Annotated in this window: 16 protein-coding genes and 1 tRNA gene; 11 read left to right on the plus strand and 6 right to left on the minus strand. The window is 75.4% G+C overall.

What is annotated here, in order from left to right; translation table 11 throughout:
* Window positions 1-92 precede the first annotated feature (92 nt).
* Together LO771_RS31630 and LO771_RS11065 are read right to left on the minus strand one after the other, a co-directional pair.
* On the minus strand, window positions 93-1,298 hold the full coding sequence (locus LO771_RS31630; protein WP_374228145.1) for a CsbD family protein: 1,206 nt from the start codon (window positions 1,296-1,298) through the stop codon (window positions 93-95).
* Between the two features lie 87 nt (window positions 1,299-1,385).
* Window positions 1,386-2,342 (minus strand): diiron oxygenase, encoded by a 957-nt coding sequence (locus LO771_RS11065; protein ID WP_230651024.1) that lies wholly within the window; start codon window positions 2,340-2,342, stop codon window positions 1,386-1,388.
* 160 nt (window positions 2,343-2,502) lie between these two features.
* On the opposite strand from LO771_RS11065, the gene LO771_RS11070 reads away from it, so the two are divergent.
* Window positions 2,503-3,504, plus strand: a complete 1,002-nt coding sequence (locus LO771_RS11070) for a Gfo/Idh/MocA family protein (protein WP_230650580.1) — start codon at window positions 2,503-2,505, stop codon at window positions 3,502-3,504.
* Between the two features lie 220 nt (window positions 3,505-3,724).
* Here the strand turns inward: LO771_RS11070 and LO771_RS11075 are convergent, their stop codons facing one another.
* Window positions 3,725-4,432 (minus strand): alpha/beta hydrolase, encoded by a 708-nt coding sequence (locus LO771_RS11075; protein ID WP_230650582.1) that lies wholly within the window; start codon window positions 4,430-4,432, stop codon window positions 3,725-3,727.
* Between the two features lie 300 nt (window positions 4,433-4,732).
* Between LO771_RS11075 and LO771_RS11080 the strand changes: the two genes are divergently transcribed.
* Window positions 4,733-6,445 carry a DUF885 domain-containing protein gene (locus tag LO771_RS11080; RefSeq protein WP_230650585.1) on the plus strand — a complete coding sequence of 571 codons (1,713 nt, stop codon included), beginning with the start codon at window positions 4,733-4,735 and terminating at the stop codon, window positions 6,443-6,445.
* A 148-nt stretch (window positions 6,446-6,593) separates the two neighbouring features.
* Window positions 6,594-7,514, plus strand: coding sequence for a carbohydrate kinase family protein (locus tag LO771_RS11085; RefSeq protein ID WP_230650588.1), 921 nt, complete (start codon window positions 6,594-6,596; stop codon window positions 7,512-7,514).
* Window positions 7,515-7,552: 38 nt separating this feature from the next.
* Here LO771_RS11085 and LO771_RS11090 read toward each other — a convergent pair whose 3' ends face one another.
* Window positions 7,553-7,846: a hypothetical protein gene (locus LO771_RS11090; RefSeq protein ID WP_230650591.1), complete on the minus strand. Its 294-nt coding sequence runs from the start codon at window positions 7,844-7,846 to the stop codon at window positions 7,553-7,555.
* Between the two features lie 203 nt (window positions 7,847-8,049).
* Complete coding sequence (locus LO771_RS11095) at window positions 8,050-8,406, minus strand: helix-turn-helix transcriptional regulator (RefSeq protein ID WP_230650595.1); 357 nt, start codon at window positions 8,404-8,406, stop codon at window positions 8,050-8,052.
* Between the two features lie 306 nt (window positions 8,407-8,712).
* Between LO771_RS11095 and LO771_RS11100 the strand changes: the two genes are divergently transcribed.
* The 5 genes from LO771_RS11100 (at window position 8,713) to LO771_RS11120 (ending at window position 12,680) form a co-directional block, all read left to right on the plus strand.
* The gene (locus tag LO771_RS11100) at window positions 8,713-8,928 is read left to right on the plus strand and encodes a hypothetical protein (protein WP_230650598.1); all 216 of its coding nucleotides are present in this window, start codon (window positions 8,713-8,715) and stop codon (window positions 8,926-8,928) included.
* Window positions 8,929-9,032: 104 nt separating this feature from the next.
* Window positions 9,033-9,254: a hypothetical protein gene (locus LO771_RS11105; protein WP_230650599.1), complete on the plus strand. Its 222-nt coding sequence runs from the start codon at window positions 9,033-9,035 to the stop codon at window positions 9,252-9,254.
* A gap of 100 nt (window positions 9,255-9,354) precedes the next feature.
* Window positions 9,355-11,484, plus strand: a complete 2,130-nt coding sequence (locus tag LO771_RS11110) for a hypothetical protein (protein ID WP_230650602.1) — start codon at window positions 9,355-9,357, stop codon at window positions 11,482-11,484.
* 31 nt (window positions 11,485-11,515) lie between these two features.
* Window positions 11,516-12,250 carry a hypothetical protein gene (locus LO771_RS11115; protein WP_230650605.1) on the plus strand — a complete coding sequence of 245 codons (735 nt, stop codon included), beginning with the start codon at window positions 11,516-11,518 and terminating at the stop codon, window positions 12,248-12,250.
* A 163-nt stretch (window positions 12,251-12,413) separates the two neighbouring features.
* The gene (locus LO771_RS11120) at window positions 12,414-12,680 is read left to right on the plus strand and encodes a DUF397 domain-containing protein (protein WP_230650608.1); all 267 of its coding nucleotides are present in this window, start codon (window positions 12,414-12,416) and stop codon (window positions 12,678-12,680) included.
* Between the two features lie 179 nt (window positions 12,681-12,859).
* Here the strand turns inward: LO771_RS11120 and LO771_RS11125 are convergent.
* Window positions 12,860-12,931: transfer RNA gene (locus LO771_RS11125), tRNA-Arg, on the minus strand.
* Window positions 12,932-13,161: 230 nt separating this feature from the next.
* Between LO771_RS11125 and LO771_RS11130 the strand changes: the two genes are divergently transcribed.
* From LO771_RS11130 to lysA, 3 genes are all read left to right on the plus strand, one after another.
* Window positions 13,162-13,641 carry a response regulator gene (locus tag LO771_RS11130; RefSeq protein WP_230650611.1) on the plus strand — a complete coding sequence of 160 codons (480 nt, stop codon included), beginning with the start codon at window positions 13,162-13,164 and terminating at the stop codon, window positions 13,639-13,641.
* A gap of 175 nt (window positions 13,642-13,816) precedes the next feature.
* Window positions 13,817-15,478 (plus strand): arginine--tRNA ligase, encoded by a 1,662-nt coding sequence (argS, locus tag LO771_RS11135; protein ID WP_230650613.1) that lies wholly within the window; start codon window positions 13,817-13,819, stop codon window positions 15,476-15,478.
* 93 nt (window positions 15,479-15,571) lie between these two features.
* Complete coding sequence (gene lysA, locus LO771_RS11140; protein WP_230650616.1) at window positions 15,572-16,963, plus strand: diaminopimelate decarboxylase; 1,392 nt, start codon at window positions 15,572-15,574, stop codon at window positions 16,961-16,963.
* The last annotated feature ends 93 nt before the right edge of the window (window positions 16,964-17,056 follow it).

Below are 17,056 nucleotides of genomic sequence, written 5' to 3' on the forward strand. Positions count from 1 at the left end.
ACGGGCGGCCGGACGGGGGCCGGGGACGCGGGCCGGACACGGGAGCGGGGCCGCGGGACCAGGTCCCGCGGCCCCGCCGCTCCTCCGTCCGGTCAGCGCTTGAAGGCGTCCTTCACGTGCTCCCCGGCCTGCTTCAGGTCGCTCTTGCCCTGCTCGGCGCGGCCCTCGGCCTCCAGGCCCGGATCGTCCGTCGCGCGGCCGGTCTGCTCCTTGGCCTTGCCCTTGACCTTCTCGGCGGCGTTCTCGGCCTTGTCGGCGATACCCATGGGGGACTCCTCCGGATGTCGGGCGGTGGATCCCGTTTCGCCGGGATCCCTGCACGGCTCCGCCTGCCCGGTGACCGCACCGGCATGCGCCCGGCTGCGGACGGATTCCGCGGACCGGGAGCAGCGCCGGTCCGCGTCCGGCGGCGGACGGGTGCGACCGCCGCGGCCGGACGCGCCCGCGGGCGGCCGTCGGACCGCGGCCGCCGCCGGGTCCGGCGACCCGTCCGGCAGCGCGCTGCGGGCCGCGCCCCGGAGGGGCAGGCCGCCCGCCCCCAGCACCCCCGCCAACCGGTCGGCCGGGCCGCCCGCGGACTCCCGCTCCAGCACCGCCGCCAGCGTCCGCGCCGCCTCGGCGTCGTGCAGCGCGGTCACCGCGAGCATCGCCGCGAACTGGTCGACCAGCCAGTCCCGCAGCTCCCCCTGCGGGATCAGCCGGCCCTCGTCGAGCCAGGTGAGCGCGGACGCCTCCACCACCGAGATCCACGACCGCACCAGCAGGGCGAGCCGCGGCCCCGGGCCGTCCACCTCCAGGTTCCCCATGACGTGCCGGAAGGCCGCCCGCCGCACGTCGTCGACGATCGCCGAGGTCCGCTCGGTCTCCACGACCGAACCGCCCCGCAGCAGCGCCCCGTAGCCGGCGGCGTGCCCCGCCACGAACCCGAAGTAGCGGTCCAGCCCCTGCGCCAGCCGCTCCGTCGGCGTGCCGTCGACGGGCTCGACGAACCGCCGGACGAGCTCCTGCGCCGCGCTGCGCAGCGCCGCCTCGTACAGCTGCTGCTTGCCGCCCGCGAAGTACCGGTAGACGAGCGGCCGGGAGGCGCCGGCGGCCTCCGCCACCTCGTCCAGCGAGACCTCCTCCGGAGGGCGGGTGCTGAACAGCTCCAGGGCGACCGCGATGAGCTGCTCGCGCCGCTGCTCCACCGGGAGCCGGCGGTAGCCGCCCCGGCGGGGCCGCCCGGCGCCCTGCCCGGTGTCGTGCCCGGCCGCCCCGGCGTGCCCGGGGCCGGCTGCTGGTCCGGCGTCGGCGTGCATGGCGGCCAGCCTAACGGCCTGCCGCCCCCGGGCCGGGCAACTCGGGGGACCCGGGCGGGACCGCCCGGCGGCGGTCCCGCCCGGGGCTCAGGCGAGCAGTCCCGAGCGCCGCCAGGCGCGCACCCCGGGGCCGGCCAGGACGCCGATCTCGTCCAGGAAGGAGGTGAGCCGCTGGGCGGCCCACTGCATCGTGGCCCGCCGGTGCGCGCTCTCCCGCACCTGCCGCAGCGCCTCCTTCGGGTCGAGCCCGACCTCGGCGTAGACCCGGGGGCTGATCAGCGACCGGGCGACGACCACGGCCGCCTCGCCGGAGGCGAGCCTGGTCCAGTGCCGCTCCCAGGCGGGGCAGTCCGCCATCTGGCGGCGCAGCTCCTCGCGGGCGTAGCGGACGTGCCGCGCCTCCTCCACCACGTGGATCCGGGTCACCCCGCGGACCAGCGGCTGCACCGACTCGTCGGGGAAGGTCACCCGCTGCATCTGGTCCAGGATCTCCTCGACCAGCAGCGTCGCGGTGAACGCGCCGGGGGTGGTGGACACCGTCTTCATGACCCGCCCCAGGAAGTGGGCGAGGCCGGAGGGCCGGTAGACGGGCGTGCCGAGCTTCCGGATCATCCGGGCGAACATCATGGAGTGCCGGCACTCGTCGGCCATCTCGGTCAGCGCGTAGCGCACGTGCCGGCTGGTGGGGTCGAGGTCGTAGATGTGCCGGGTGAGCAGCTGCATCAGGATGACCTCGAACCAGATGCCGGCGCCGGCCATGCTGGCGGCCTCGTGGCGGGAGAGGTCGATGCGCTGCCGCTCGTCCATCCGCTCCCACAGCGGCGTCCCGTGGAGGGAGACCAGGTGCTGGGGCAGGAACCACTTCCCCTCCTCCAGCGGGGCGTCCCAGTCGAGGTCGGAGTCCGGGTCGAAGGAGTGGCGCCCGGACGCGGCCAGCAGCCGCTCCGCCACCTGCTCGCGGTCCGTCAGCGTCCCCAGCGCGTCGCGCATCGCGGTCGCCGCCTCCACCGCCCGGTCCGCGTCCGGGCTCTCCAGGGCCCTCATGCCCATGGTCCGATCCCCTCACCTGTGCCACCGCCGCCGGTGCGGCGGCTCTCCCGCCTTATGAGACTCCCTGTCAGTAGAGGAGTCAAGACCCCGGGAACCGGGCCGCCCCCGGATCCGGCCGTACCGGCGCGGCGCCGCACCCCGTACGCTGCCGCGCGTGACCACCGCTGCCCACCGACCCGTCCGCTGGGGCATCCTCGCCACCGGCGGCATCGCCGACGCCTTCGCCCAGGACCTGCGGCTGCTCGGCGACGAGGCCGAACTCGTCGCCGTCGGCTCCCGCACCGCAGAGTCCGCCCGCCGCTTCGCCGACCGCCACGGGATCCCCCGTGCCCACGGCACCTGGCAGGACCTCGCCGACGACCCCGACGTCGACGTCGTCTACGTCGCCACCCCGCACTCCGCCCACCACGCCGCCGCCTCCCTCTGCCTGGAGGCGGGCCGGGCCGTCCTCTGCGAGAAGCCCTTCACCCTCAACCTCGCCCAGGCCCAGGACCTGGTGACGCTCGCCCGGCGACGCGAGCTCTTCCTCATGGAGGCCATGTGGATGTACGTGAACCCCACCGTGCGCCGCATCCGCGACCTCGTCGCCGACGGGGCGGTCGGCGAGGTGCGCTCGGTCCACGCCGACTTCGGCATCGCCGTCCCCTACGCGGCGGCCCACCGGCTGCACGACCCCGCCCAGGGCGGCGGGGCCCTCCTCGACCTCGGCGTCTACCCGGTGGCCTTCGCCCAGCTCCTCCTGGGCGCCCCCGACGACGTCTCCGCCCGGGCCCACCTGAACCCGCAGGGCGTCGACGAGAACACCGGCATCCTGCTCGGCTACGACAGCGGGGCGGTGGCGAACCTCTCCTGCTCGCTGACCACCGCCACCTCCCAGTACGCGGCCGTCAACGGCACCCGGGGCCGGATCGTCGTCGCCCGGGACTTCTTCCACCCGGACGGCTTCGTGCTCCACCGGGACGGCCACGACCCGGAGGAGGTCCGGTTGCCGGCCGACCCGGGCAACGGCTACACCCACGAGGCCCGCGAGGTCGTGCGGTGCCTGCGGGCCGGCGCCACCGAGTCGGAGCTGGTCCCGCTCGACGGCACGCTGTCGCTGATGGCCACCCTGGACAACGTCCGCGACCGGATCGGGGTCCACTACCCCGGCGAGTGACCCCGGCGGGTGATCCCGGCGGGTGATCCCGGCGGGTGGTCCCGGCGGGTGACCCCGGCGGGTGGTCCCGGCGGGTGACCCCGGCGGACGGCCCGGACGGACGGCCCGTGCGGACGACCCGGACGGGTGACCCCGGGTCGCCGCCCGGCCCGTCACCCGGACGGGCGGTCCCGGCGCCGGGACCGCCGCTGCCGCCGGGGCCCGCCGCCCCGCCGCGGCCTCAGCGCACCGGTGCCAGCGGCTCGTCCAGGGCCGCCGCCCGCAGCGCCGCCGCCACCGGGGGCGGCAGCGGACCGGCCCCCGCCAGCCCCGCCGCCGTCGCCGCCGTCACCGCGTGCCAGTCGCCGGCGCGGCGCAGCATCGCGTGGTCGCTCCCGGCCACCACCAGCCGGCAGGCACGGGCGCCGGCCCGGCGGGCGCGCTCGGCGAACGCCCGCGAGCCCGCCGGGTCGGTGATCCGGTCGCGGTCCGAGTGCAGCAGCACCACGTCCCGTCCGGCGAGCTGCTCCGCCGGCTCGCCCGGCGGGCACCAGGGGGCCAGTCCGACCACGGCCGCCACCCGGGGGTGGCCCCCGGCCCGCAGCGCGGCCCGGCCGCCCATCGAGTGCCCCACCAGGACCACCGGGACCGGGCCCAGCAGCTCCTCCAGCTCCTCCAGCGCGTCCAGGGTGTCCCGCAGCGGGTCGGCCCGGTCGCCGTTCCACCCCCGGTACCGGTACCGGACCTCGCCGACCGCGATCCCGGCACCCGCCACCGCCCGGCGGATGCCGCGCACGAACGGCCGCATGCGCAGTGCGGCCGCGTTCCAGGGCTCGACCGGGTCGAGCGAGGAGTCCCGGCCCCCGTGCAGCACCAGGACCGCGCCGCGCGCCTCCTCCGGCCGCAGCCTCGTCCGCAGCGGCCGGTGCGCCGCCGTCGTCTCCGCCATCCGTCTCTCCCGCCTCGCGCCCGTCGCAGCCCCGAGCGGCACCGGCCCCGCGCGCCGCCGGCACGGCACCGCCGCGACCGGCGGGCGCCCGGCCGCCGCCGGCGCCGGGCCTCCTCCGCTCCCCGCCCTCCTCCCCCTTCTTCGTCGCCGCAGCGCCCGCGGACTGGTCCGGACCGGTCCGGGCCGGTCCCCGCCGCCGGTGCCGGGCGCCGGTACCGGTCCCGGCCGGTCCGCGCGGACCGGCCGCCCCGCGGCGGCAAAAGGCAGCACAGGCGTTCCCCGCTGCGCCAGGATGGCGGGATGTCCGACGAACCGATCACCACCACCGAGCAGGCGACCGCGCCGGCCACCCCGCGCCGCATCGCCGACGCCCACGTCCGCGCCGTCGCCGACCTCGACCCGCTGACCGCGACCTACCTGGGACTCGCCCCCGGCGACGACCGGCTCCCCGACCTCTCCCCGAACGGCCTGGAGGCCGTCGCCGACCAGGCCCGCCGCACCCTCGCGGCCCTCGACGACGCGGAGCGGGACGGCGCCGCCGAGGACCCGGCCGAGCGCCGCTGCGCCCGGCTGCTGCGCGAGCGGCTGACCGCCGAGCTCGCCGTCCACGACGCGGGGGAGGAGCTGCGCGCCGTCCGCAACCTCGGCTCCCCGCTGCACGGCGTCCGCGACATCTTCACCCTGATGCCGACCGCGACCGACGATGACTGGGCGGTGGTCGCCCGCCGCATGGCGCGCGTCCCGCAGGCCCTGGAGGGGTACCGCGCCACCCTCGCCGAGGGCGTGCGGCGCGGCCTGCTCTCCGGACCGCGGCAGGTGGAGACCGTCGTCGGGCAGCTCGCCGAGTGGCTGGGCGACGGGCCGGGCGGCGGCTGGTTCGCCGACTTCGCCGCCGGCGGCCCCGAGTCCCTGCGCGGCGAGCTGGACGCGGCCGCCGCCGCGGCCGGTGCCGCGCTCGCGGGGCTGCGCGACTGGCTGCGGGACGAGTACGCCCCGGCCGCCGCCTCCGAGCCGGACACCGTCGGCCGCGAGCGGTACGGCCGCCTCGTCCGCTACTGGAACGGCTCCGACCCCGACCTCGACGAGGCGTACCGCTGGGCGTGGGGGGAGTTCCACCAGCTGGAGGCGGAGATGCGTGCCGAGGCGGCCAAGGTGCTGCCGGACGCCACCCCGCTGGAGGCCATGCGGTACCTGGAGCAGGAGGGTCCGGCCGTGGAGGGCGCCGAGGCGGCCCGGGAGTGGCTCCAGGGGCTCATGGACCAGGCGATCCGCGACCTGCAGGGCACCCACTTCGACCTCGCCGAGCGGGTGCGCCGGGTGGAGTCGATGATCGCCCCGCCCGGCAGCGCCGCCGCCCCCTACTACACCGCGCCGTCGCTGGACTTCTCCCGCCCCGGCCGCACCTGGCTGCCCACCCGGGGGCAGGACCGCTTCCCGGTCTGGGACCTGGTGTCCACCTGGTACCACGAGGGCGTCCCGGGCCACCACCTCCAGCTCGCGCAGTGGAACCACGTGGCGGACAGCCTCTCCACCTACCAGGTGAGCCTCGGCCAGGTCAGCGCCAACGCCGAGGGCTGGGCGCTCTACGCCGAGCGGCTCATGGACGAGCTGGGCTACCTGACCGACCCTGCGGCCCGCATGGGCTACCTCAACGCGCAGATGATGCGGGCGCTGCGGGTGATCGTCGACATCGGCATGCACGTCGGCCTGGACTTCCCCGCCGACTCCCCGTACCGGCCGGGCGAGCGGATGACCCCCGAGGCCGCCCGTGAGTTCTTCGGGCTGTACTGCGGACTGGCCCCCGACTTCCTGGACAGCGAGCTGGTCCGCTACCTGGGGATGCCCGGCCAGGCGATCGGCTACAAGCTGGGGGAGCGGGCCTGGCTGCAGGGCCGGGCCGCCGCCAGGGCGGCGCACGGCGAGGCGTTCGACCTCAAGGCCTGGCACATGGCCGCGCTCTCCCAGGGCTCGCTGGGGCTGGACGACCTGGTGGCGGAGCTGTCCGCGCTCTGACCGCCGCTCCGGCGGCCGGCCCCTCCGGTCTGCGGTCGGCGGCGGTGGCCGTGCTCCGGCAATCCCTTGCGGAAAGATTCTGCAAGGGATTGCCGGAGCGGCCGGACCCTGCTTGACTCGGCGTCCTCAAAGGAGAGGAGGGCGGACCATGTCCCGGTACGACGTCCTGGTCGTCGGAGGTGCGGGTGTCGACACCATCGTCCGCGTCGACCGGCTGGAGATCCCCGCGGCGGACTCGCTCTTCGTCCCGCCCGTCCGCGACTACGTCGCCCACACGGGCAACGGTGTCGCCCTCGGCCTGCACGCCCTCGGCCGGTCGGTGAAGTTCCTCGACTTCCTCGGCGACGACCCGCAGGCGGCCCTCGTCCTGGCCGAGTACGCCCGGCGCGGCCTCGACTTCAGCCACGTGGTCTCCGCGACCGGCACACCCCGCGCGGTCAACCTCGTGGACGCCGCCGGGCGCCGCTTCTCCTTCTACGACGGCCGCCACCCGGCGGACCTGCGGCTGCCCCGCGACTTCTGGCTGCCCTTCCTGGAGCAGGCGGGCCACGTGCACCTCTCCATCACCGGCGTCAACCGGGACCTCTACCCGGACGTGCACCGCCTCGGCGTCACCAGCTCCACCGACCTGCACGACTGGGACGGGACCAACCCCCACCACCGCCACTACGCGCTCGAGTCCGACCTCGTCTTCCTCTCGACCGCGGGCGTCCGCGGCCGCCACGAGCAGGTGATGCGCGCGATCCTGGAGGACGGCCGGGCGCAGGTCGTCGTCGCCATGTCCGGCGCGGAGGGCAGCTTCCTGCTGGGCCGGGGCGACGCGGAGGTGCGGCACTTCCCGGTGGTCGTCCCCGAGCGGCCGGTGGTGGACACCAACGGGGCCGGGGACGCCTTCGTCACCGGCTTCCTGGACTTCTGGCTCGCGGGCCGGCCGGTGGAGGAGTGCATGCTGGCCGGGGCGGTCTCCGGCGCCGAGGCCTGCACCACCGCGGGCACTCACACCGACTTCGTCGGCGCCGACGCGCTGGCGTCCGGCGTCGCCCGGGCCTCGGCCGCGTCCCCCCGGTAGCCGGCGGCGCACCGCCCCCGGGCCGGCGGGGGCCGCCGCTATCCGGCCGCGCCGTCTCCGCAGACCAGCACCGGCGCGCCGTCGACCAGCTCGCGGCGGCCCTCGCCCCGGCGCATGGCCGCCAGGCACTCCCTGAGCCGGCGCATCTCCTGGCGCGTCAGCAGGGCCGCGGCGAGGTCCATGACCTCGACCCGGTCGGCGGCCGGCTCGTCCGGCAGCAGCACCACCACGGAGTCCGTGCCGGGCCGGCGGGCCACCGCCGCGGCGTGGCAGCCGCGCACGCCGCGCACCACGGTCAGCCGGGGCCGGGCCGGAGGCCTCTCCGTCTTCATGCGTCCCCCACCGCCCGGCGGGTCCGCGGCTCTCGCCGACCCCGGGGCGCAACGCGACGATAGGCAGCCCGGAGCGGCCAGGTCCCGGGCTCGTGGTGCTTTCCCCCAACGACGCCCCGGACTTCCTCAATTCTGAGGACTCGGCCCCCGCACGGAGGGGCCGGGCCGGGAGGGGCCGCCGCCGGGGGCGCGGCCCGCCGGCGTCACCCGCCGCGGCGCAGCAGCGACTCCACCAGGGCCGCCACGTGCTGGCGGTCCTGCGCCGAGAGCTGCTTCAGGCTGGCGATCAGCACGTCCACCTCGGGGTCGCGCACCTCGTCGGCGTACAGGTGGATCCCGCAGGCCTCGGCCGCCGCCCCCCGCACCGCCTCCAGCGGCAGCTCCAGGCCGCGCGCCAGGCCCTCCAGGGTCGCCGGCTGCGGCATGCGGCGGATCTCCTCGACGGAGGCGAGGTGGTGGACCGTGGAGCGGGGGATGCCGCCCCGCCGGGCCACCTCGCCGTACGACCAGCCCTGCCGGTCCAGTCGTTCCCGGATCAGCTCCTGCAACGCGTTGGCCACTGGTGGTCGCTTCCTGCTCGGGCTCGGGGCGGCCCCAGTCTAGGGCTCGGCCCGGCACGGCCGCCCGCCGCGCTCCCGTGCGCGCCGCCCCGGGCCGCCGGCCGCGGGCCGCCCGCGACGACCGGGCCGTCGCCCGCTGTTACAGGCCTGTTGCAGAGAGCTGCACGGATTCGGCTTGCGGCACCGCCGCCGGCCCGACTACTGTCCAATCTCGTCGGACAGGACGTCCGAACGGATCGGACAGGCTCGGGGGGGTTCCTGAGCACTTCCGAACGAAACCTGCCTATCCCTGAGGGGGAGAAGACCATGCTCGACCCGCGTGAGCTCGACGCCGAGTCCGCCGACCTGCTGCCCGGCCGCGAGGCCCTCACCAAGTTCAGCCTGAACTTCACCAAGGCGATCAACGTCACCAAGCACGTCGCCCACGTGGAGGCGGCCAACAGCTCGCAGGCCGTGAACCAGTGCTCGCCGGGCGCGGTGGCGCAGGCCTCCGCCGGCCAGTCGATCAGCATCAAGCAGTGACGCCGGGTCAGGCCGCCGCCTGACCGCTCACCGCGACCCGTACGGAACCACCCGCCGGCGGCGGCACGCCCGCCGGCGGGGCACGCAAGGAGAAGAGCACCATCATGAGCATGAACATGGACGAGCTGGCCGCCGAGTCCGCCGACCTGCTGCCCGGCCGCGAGGCCCTCACCAAGTTCAGCGGCTTCAGCTTCACCAAGACGCTGAACGTCACCAAGCACGTCGCCCACGTGAGCGCCTCCAACGAGTCGCTGGCGCTGAACGACCACTCGGTGGGTGCGGTCGCCCAGTCCGCGGCGAACCAGTCCATCTCCATCAGCCAGTAACAGGCACCACCCGCGGCGGTGGGGGCGAGGCACGAGTCGCCCCCGCCGCCGCGGCGCACATCGGCCCGCGGGGGAGCGGGCCGCCCAGGGGGAGGACAGCATGACCGCGCTCGGAGAGCCGGGCGGGGACCCGGGGCCGTACGGGCAGAGCCAGGGCGCCGGGCCGCCGCACTACGACTGGGACGTCTACTACGCCCAGTACCTGCAGGAGCAGCGCTCCGGCGACGGAGGGCCCCACCAGGCCGCCCAGGTGCCGTACGACCCGTACGGCACCTGGGCGGCCGGGGGCGGGGCCGGCCCCTACGACGACGCGACGGTCCAGGCGCCCACCGTCGTGCAGCAGCTCGACCCGTACGCCGCCGGCCACCACGCCGCGGACCCGTACGCCGCCGGCCCGGACGCGGCCGGGCCGGAGGCCGACGGCCCCGCGGACGAGGACGACGACGCCCTGCCGCCCCGGCTCAGCGCCGGCCTGAAGCTCCACGGCGAGTACCGCGGCTCCGGCTTCGCCGAGCCCCGCTACATCGCCCGGCGCGGCGACGGCCAGGTCGTGCAGCTCACCCGGCTGCTCTACCTGGTCGCGTGCGCCGTCGACGGCGAGCGGGACCGCGAGCGCATCGCCCACCGGGTGAGCGCCGAGTTCGGCCGCGAGGTCAGCGCGGACAACATCGCCTACCTGCTGGAGAACAAGCTCCAGCCGCTCGGCATCACCGTCCCGCCCGGCCAGGACGACGACGAGGTCGACGCCCCGCGCAGCGACCTGCTGCTCAGCCTCAAGGGCCACAAGGTGCTCTTCAACGAGCGCCGGGTCGCCCGCATCTCCCGGTCCCTCTCCTGGCTCCACCGCCCGGTCTCCGTCGCCGCCGTGCTGCTGACCGCGGTCGGCCTGGACGTCTGGTTCTTCGGCTGGTTCGGCGCCATGACGCCGGTGCTGCACACTCTGGAGCAGCCCGTGCTGCTGCTGGTGGTGCTGGGCCTCACCATCGCCTCGATGGTCTTCCACGAGTTCGGCCACGCCTCCGCGTGCCGCTACGGGGGGGCCCATCCCGGCTGCATCGGCTGCGGGCTGTACCTGATCTGGCCCGCCATGTACACCGACGTCACCGACGTCTACCGGCTCGGCCGGGGCGGCCGCATCCGCACCGACCTGGGCGGCATCTACTTCAACGTCGTCTTCATCCTCGGCCTCTTCGGTTGCTACTTCCTGACGGGCCAGCAGGTCTTCCTCGCCGCCGCCTACCTCGCCCACTTCGAGGTGCTGGAACAGCTGATGCCGGCCCTCCGGCTGGACGGCTACTACATCCTCGGCGACCTGGCCGGCGTCCCCGACCTGTTCGGCAAGATCAAGCCCATCCTCGTCGGCATGGTGCCGGGCAGGCCGGTCCCGCGGGACGTCGCCGACCTCAAGAAGTCCTCGCGGGTCATCGTCACCGCCTGGGTGCTGATGATGGTCCCCCTGGTCGTCGGCGAGCTGTCGTACGCCCTGTGGAACCTGCCCCGCATCCTCTCCACCGCGGAGCGCTCCCTCGTGGACCAGGTCGCCGGCACCGCCGCGGCCTTCCGGGAGGGCCAGGTCGCCGAGTCCGTCCTCGGCGTCGTCGGCTCGGTCCTGCTGATCCTCCCGACGTGCGGTATCGCGTACCTCGTCATCCGCGTCGGCCACCGGCTGATCGGCGCGGCCCGCAAGGGCACCGCCGGCCGGCCCGCCGCCCGGATCGGACTGCTCGTCGGGATCGGCTGCGTCGGCGCGGTCCTCGTCGGCGCCTGGACCCACGGCCTCACCCCGAAGCCGCTGCCGCCCCGGCCGCCGATCGTCCCCGCCCTGCAGCCCAACCTGCCGCCGCGGCCCACCCCGAGCGCCGGCCCGTCCACACCGGCGCCCAGCCGCCGCCCCGGCCGGTCCGCGGTCGAGCAGCCCACCGCGCCCGCCGCGCCGTCGCCGTCCGCGAGCGCCACGATCCCGGCGAGGAGGGGCTCCGCCTCCCCGAAGGCCTCACCGAGCGCCTCGGCCTCCCGGCCAGCGCCCTCGGCCTCCGGCAGCGCCTCCGCCCCGCCCCCGGGCCCGGGCCCGAGCACGCCGCCCCCGACGCCGGGGCCGTCCACGCCGGCCCCCACGCCCACGACGCCCGGCCCGTCCACGACGCCGCCCCCGTCGCCCGGCCCCACCACGACTCCCCCTGATTCCACTCCGCCGCCGTCCACCCCCGCCCCCGGACCGGCGACCAGCTGAACCACCGACCCACGCACACCGGAGACACACCGTGAAGCACAGCAACCACCGCAAGCCGCGCCAGCAGCGCGCCCAGCAGGTCCTGCGCCTGGGGCTGCTCGCCACCGCCGGGCTCGCCGCGGTCGCCACCGCCGCCCCGGCCCAGGCCGCCACCACCGCGGCGCCCCAGGGGGGATCCGGGCTCACCATGCCCGAGGTCCACGTCCACGCCGACACCGCGCTCAGCAACGCCAACCGGCTGCACACCCGCGACTTCCGCACGTCCTTCGCCATCCACGAGTACGGCGACACCGTCGGGGCCGGCATCGCCAACCGGGCCTACGCCTCCTCCGTCGGCTGCAACGGCTCCGACCACTGCCGCTCGGTCGCGCTCTCCTTCCAGATCGTGACCATGGGCGGCAGCCACACCCACCTGAACGCCAGCAACGTCAGCAAGGCCGTCAACAACCACTGCACGGGCTGCGAGACGATGGCCGGCGCCTACCAGTTCATCGTGGACACCCCGCAGGCGATGCACCTCACCAGCTCGGACCGCGCCAAGCTCACCGCGATCCAGCACGAGCTCGCCTCCCTGCGCGGCACCACGGACTCGCCCGCCGTGCTCAAGCAGAAGGCCGACGCCCTGGCGGGCCGGGTCGTCGCGGTCCTCAGGTCCGCCGCCGCGCGCACGCCGTCCAGGCCCGCGCCCACCCGGGCGGGCTTCTTCGCTTCGCCCACCTCGCCGAGGATCACCGTCCACTCCCTGATGGACGGCTGGCCGTCCTAGTCGGCCACCCGGGTCCGGCCGTCCGCCCTCCTTCCGCACGGGGGCGGACGGCCGGACCTCGCTTGATGACTCCGAGTGACTGTTCGACTCGCGAACGTGTGCGGGCGGATGCAGGCTGGTGCCGGGCCCGGCGAAGGACGCCGGCCCGTGCAAGGAGACGACGATGTCTGCGAAGACCACCAACCGCCAGGACCAGCACGACCGCAACCAGCAGGACCGCAACCAGCAGCGCGCCGGCCGCCAGGAGTGGCGCCGGAGCAGCCACAGCAACGGCAGCGGTGCCTGCGTCGAGGTCGCGCCCACGCCGGACGGCGGCGCCTCGATCCGCGACTCGCGGAACCCCCAGGGCGCGGTCCTGACCTTCCAGGCCAACGAGTGGCGCGCCTTCCTCGACGGCGCCCGCGACGGCGAGTTCCACCGCATGTCCTGAGCGGCCCCGCTCCACGGTCGGCCCCGCCCCTCCCGGGCGGGGCCGACCCGCGTCCGCCCGCCGCCGGACCCGTCCGCGCCCGTGGACCCGCGTCGCCGCCGGACCCGGCCGCGGACGCACGAAGACCCCGCACTCAGCATCTCTGCTGCTTGCGGGGTCTTCCGGCACTTCCTGCGAAGTGCCCCCGGCAGGATTCGAACCTGCGCACACGGCTCCGGAGGCCGTTGCTCTATCCCCTGAGCTACGGGGGCCCGTTCTTGCGACGGGAAGAACACTACCAGTTCGCAGGGGGTGGACGTGCACACCGTTCCGCGGCCCGGGGGGCAGCCGCGGACCGCGGGGCGGGACGGGCGGCGGCCGCCCCGCGGAGGCGTCGGCGGTCACCGGGCGTGGCGGGCCGGCGCCGGGGCGGCGGTGCGGGCGGCGGCGAAGTGGGCCAAAACCCCGGCGGGCCGCGGGCGGCGCGCCTACCCTCGGTGCTGTGCCGGGCTTGTCCGGCCGGGTCCTCGTCGTCGACGACAGCGAGGTGATCCGGCAGCTGATCAGGGTCAATCTCGAACTCGAGGGGTTCGAGGTGGTGACCGCCGCCGACGGTGCCGAGTGCCTGGAGGTCGTGGAGCAGGTCCGCCCCGACGTGGTCACCCTCGACGTGGTCATGCCCCGCCTCGACGGCCTGCGGACGGCGGCCCGCCTGCGCCGCGACCCCGGTACCAGCGGCCTGCGGATAGCGATCGTGAGCGCGTGCACCCCGGCCGACCTGGAGCGCGGGGAGTCGGCGGGGGTGGACGGCTACCTCGGCAAGCCGTTCGAGCCGGCCGACCTGGTGGACCTCGTGCGCGGCCTGATGGCCCTCCCGCCGCGCGGGGAGGGCGGCGGGGGCGCGGGGGCGCTCCGGCCCGGACCGGCGCATCCCGGCCTGACACGCCCCGCGCGCGGGTTCCGCTCTCGGCGAACCGACTAGGGCGGACACCCCGGGGCCGCGGGTGCAGAAGCGCCCGGACCATGGGGAAACGACGGAAAAGGCCGGAAGCCGGACAGGGGGACGGCCGCTCGGCCCGGCGCCGGGAGCGCCCCCGCACGTCTCACGCCGCAAACCCGATGGCGGTCCGCACCCCCCTCTCGCCTAGGCTTGCACCGTGACACCCGCAGAGCTTTCCCAGGCAGTGCTGTCCGCGGTCCGCGCCGTCGTCGAGGCGGGCGGGCTGACCGTCGCCGTGCCCGACGAGGTGACCGTCGAGCGGCCCAAGAACAAGGACCACGGCGACTACGCCACCAACGTGGCCCTCCAGCTCGCGAAGCCGGCCGGGAGGCCGCCGCGACAGGTGGCCGAGCTGGTCGCCGCCCGCCTGGCCGAGGTCCCGGGCGTCGCGAAGGTGGACATCGCCGGCCCCGGCTTCCTCAACATCACCCTGGACGCCGCCGCCCAGGGCGGCCTGGCCCGCACGGTCGTCGAGGCCGGCGCGGCGTACGGGCGCAACGACGCCTTCCGCGGCCTCAAGGTCAACCTGGAGTTCGTCTCCGCCAACCCCACCGGCCCGATCCACATCGGCGGCGTCCGCTGGGCGGCGGTCGGCGACTCCCTCGGCCGCATCCTGCGGGCCTGCGGCGCCGACGTCACGACCGAGTACTACATCAACGACGCCGGCGTGCAGATCTCCAAGTTCGGGGCCTCCCTGCTCGCGGCCGCCAACGGCCGGCCGGTCCCCGCGGACGGCTACGTCGGCGAGTACATCGGCGAGATCGCCAAGCGGATCGTCGACGCGCACCCCGGCGTGCTGGAGCTCCCCGAGCCCGAGCAGCTGGAGGTGTTCCGCGCCGAGGGACTGGAGCTGATGGTCGCCGAGATCCGGCGCTCCATGGAGGAGTTCGGCGCCCACTTCGACGTCTGGTTCTCCGAGAAGTCGCTGCACGAGTCCGGCGCCGTCGGGACGGCCATCGAGCGGCTGCGCGAGCAGGGCCACGTCTTCGACCGGGACGGCGCCGTCTGGCTGCGCACCACCGACTTCGGCGACGACAAGGACCGCGTCCTGATCAAGGCCGACGGCGACACCACCTACTTCGCCGCCGACGCCGCGTACTACCTCTCCAAGCGGGACCGCGGCAACGAGGTCAACGTCTACATGCTGGGCGCGGACCACCACGGCTACGTGGGCCGCCTCAAGGCGATCGCGGCCTGCGCCGGCGACGACCCCGAGCACAACATCGAGGTCCTCATCGGCCAGTTCGTGAAGATGCTCAAGGACGGCGAAGAGGTCCGCATGTCCAAGCGGGCCGGCAACATCATCACCATCGACGACGTGGTCGACTGGATCGGCGTGGACGCGGCCCGCTACTCCCTGGCCCGCTCCTCGACCGACTCCACGCTCACCCTCGACATCGACGTGCTCACCAGCCAGTCGAACGAGAACCCGGTCTACTACGTGCAGTACGCGCACGCCCGGATGAGCTCCGTCGCCCGCAACGCCGCCCAGCTCGGCATCGACAAGGGCGCCGCCGGCGACTTCAGGCCGGAGCTGCTCTCCACCCAGTGGGAGTCGGACCTGCTGGGCATGCTCGGCGAGTTCCCGCGCGTCGTCGCCTCCGCGGGCGAGCTGCGCGAGCCGCACCGGGTGGCCCGCTACCTGGAGCAGCTGGCCGGCACCTACCACCGGTTCTACGACAACTGCCGCATCCTGCCGCGGGGCGACGAGGAGGCCACCGACCTCACCCGCGCCCGCCTGTGGCTGGCCGAGGCGACCCGCACGGTGATCGCCAACGGCCTCGGCCTGCTCGGCGTCTCGGCCCCCGAGCGCATGTGACGGCCGTACCCGAACGCCCGCGATGACGGTGCGGGGGGCGGCGGCGGTGACCTCACCCCGCCGCCCCCGCGCACAGAGGGAGAGATCAGCACCATGAGCCGCTCCGCGCACCCCGCGGGCCCGCGCCACGGCGACGTCCTGCCCGAGGGCCACTACAGCGCCCCGCCCGCCGACCTCAACGCGCTCGACCCCAAGGTGTGGGCGCGCACCGTCTCCCGCGGGCCGTCCGGCGCCGCGACCGTCGGCGGCGTCGACGTGCGGACCCTCGCCGAGGAGTTCGGCACGCCCGCCTACATCCTCGACGAGGACGACTTCCGCGCCCGGGCCCGCGCCTGGCGGGAGGCGTTCGGCGAGGACGCCGACGTCTACTACGCGGGCAAGGCGTTCCTGTGCCGGGCGGTGGTCCGCTGGCTGCACGAGGAGGGCCTCAACCTCGACGTGTGCAGCGGCGGCGAGCTGGCCGTGGCGCTCTCCGCCGGGATGCCCGCCGCGCGCATCGCCTTCCACGGCAACAACAAGTCGGCGCACGAGCTGGAGCAGGCCGTCGCGGCCGGCGTCGGCCACGTCGTGGTGGACTCCTTCGAGGAGATCGCCCGCCTCGCCTTCGTCGCCGACGAGCAGGGCGTCCGGCAGAAGGTGCTGGTCCGCGTCACCGTCGGCGTCGAGGCGCACACCCACGAGTTCATCGCCACCGCCCACGAGGACCAGAAGTTCGGCCTCTCGCTGGCCGGCGGCGCCGCGGCCGAGGCCGTGCGGCGGGTGCTGAAGCTGGACAGCCTGGAGCTGGCCGGCATCCACTCCCACATCGGCTCGCAGATCTTCGACACCGCGGGCTTCGAGGTCGCCGCCCGCCGCGTGGTGGGCCTGCTGAGCGAGATCCGCGACGAGCACGGCGTGGAGCTGCCGGAGATCGACCTCGGCGGCGGCCTCGGCATCGCCTACACCAGCGACGACGACCCGGCCGAGCCCGCGGACATCGCCCGCTCGCTCGCCGCGATCGTGCGCCGCGAGTGCGAGGCGGCCGGGCTGCGGGTGCCGCGGCTGTCGGTGGAGCCGGGCCGCGCGATCGCCGGTCCGACGACCTTCACCCTGTACGAGGTGGGCACGGTCAAGCCGCTGGAGGGCCTGCGCACCTACGTCAGCGTGGACGGCGGCATGTCGGACAACATCCGCACCGCCCTGTACGACGCCGAGTACTCCGTGGCGCTGGTCTCCCGCACCTCGGACGCGGAGCCGATGCTGGCCCGCGTGGTGGGCAAGCACTGCGAGTCCGGCGACATCGTGGTCCGCGACGCCTTCCTCCCCGCCGACCTGGCCCCGGGCGACCTGATCGCGGTCCCGGCGACCGGCGCCTACTGCCGGTCCATGGCGAGCAACTACAACCACGCGCTGCGCCCGCCGGTGGTGGCGGTGCAGGCGGGGCACGCCCGCGCGGTCGTGCGCCGCGAGACGGAGGAGGATCTCCTGCGTCTCGATATCGGCTGACGAAATCCTGGTCTCAGATCGTGGAACGGGCGGAGATCCGTCCCGGAACTCCACGAAACTGGGGCGGAGGGCCCTGCGGGGGCCACTCGGCGA

Origin of the sequence: Streptacidiphilus sp. ASG 303, assembly GCF_020991365.1 — a bacterium.
Lineage (GTDB): Bacteria > Actinomycetota > Actinomycetes > Streptomycetales > Streptomycetaceae > Peterkaempfera.

What these genes read in the sequence shown, in the direction of transcription:
- LO771_RS31630 (WP_374228145.1), bottom strand. Translation starts at nt 1,298, where the DNA reads ATGCACGCCGACGCCGGACCAGCAGCCGGCCCCGGGCACGCCGGGGCG.
- LO771_RS11065 (WP_230651024.1), bottom strand. Translation starts at nt 2,342, where the DNA reads ATGAGGGCCCTGGAGAGCCCGGACGCGGACCGGGCGGTGGAGGCGGCG.
- LO771_RS11075 (WP_230650582.1), bottom strand. Translation starts at nt 4,432, where the DNA reads ATGGCGGAGACGACGGCGGCGCACCGGCCGCTGCGGACGAGGCTGCGG.
- LO771_RS11080 (WP_230650585.1), top strand. Translation starts at nt 4,733, where the DNA reads ATGTCCGACGAACCGATCACCACCACCGAGCAGGCGACCGCGCCGGCC.
- LO771_RS11085 (WP_230650588.1), top strand. Translation starts at nt 6,594, where the DNA reads ATGTCCCGGTACGACGTCCTGGTCGTCGGAGGTGCGGGTGTCGACACC.
- LO771_RS11090 (WP_230650591.1), bottom strand. Translation starts at nt 7,846, where the DNA reads ATGAAGACGGAGAGGCCTCCGGCCCGGCCCCGGCTGACCGTGGTGCGC.
- LO771_RS11100 (WP_230650598.1), top strand. Translation starts at nt 8,713, where the DNA reads ATGCTCGACCCGCGTGAGCTCGACGCCGAGTCCGCCGACCTGCTGCCC.
- LO771_RS11105 (WP_230650599.1), top strand. Translation starts at nt 9,033, where the DNA reads ATGAGCATGAACATGGACGAGCTGGCCGCCGAGTCCGCCGACCTGCTG.
- LO771_RS11110 (WP_230650602.1), top strand. Translation starts at nt 9,355, where the DNA reads ATGACCGCGCTCGGAGAGCCGGGCGGGGACCCGGGGCCGTACGGGCAG.
- LO771_RS11120 (WP_230650608.1), top strand. Translation starts at nt 12,414, where the DNA reads ATGTCTGCGAAGACCACCAACCGCCAGGACCAGCACGACCGCAACCAG.
- lysA (WP_230650616.1), top strand. Translation starts at nt 15,572, where the DNA reads ATGAGCCGCTCCGCGCACCCCGCGGGCCCGCGCCACGGCGACGTCCTG.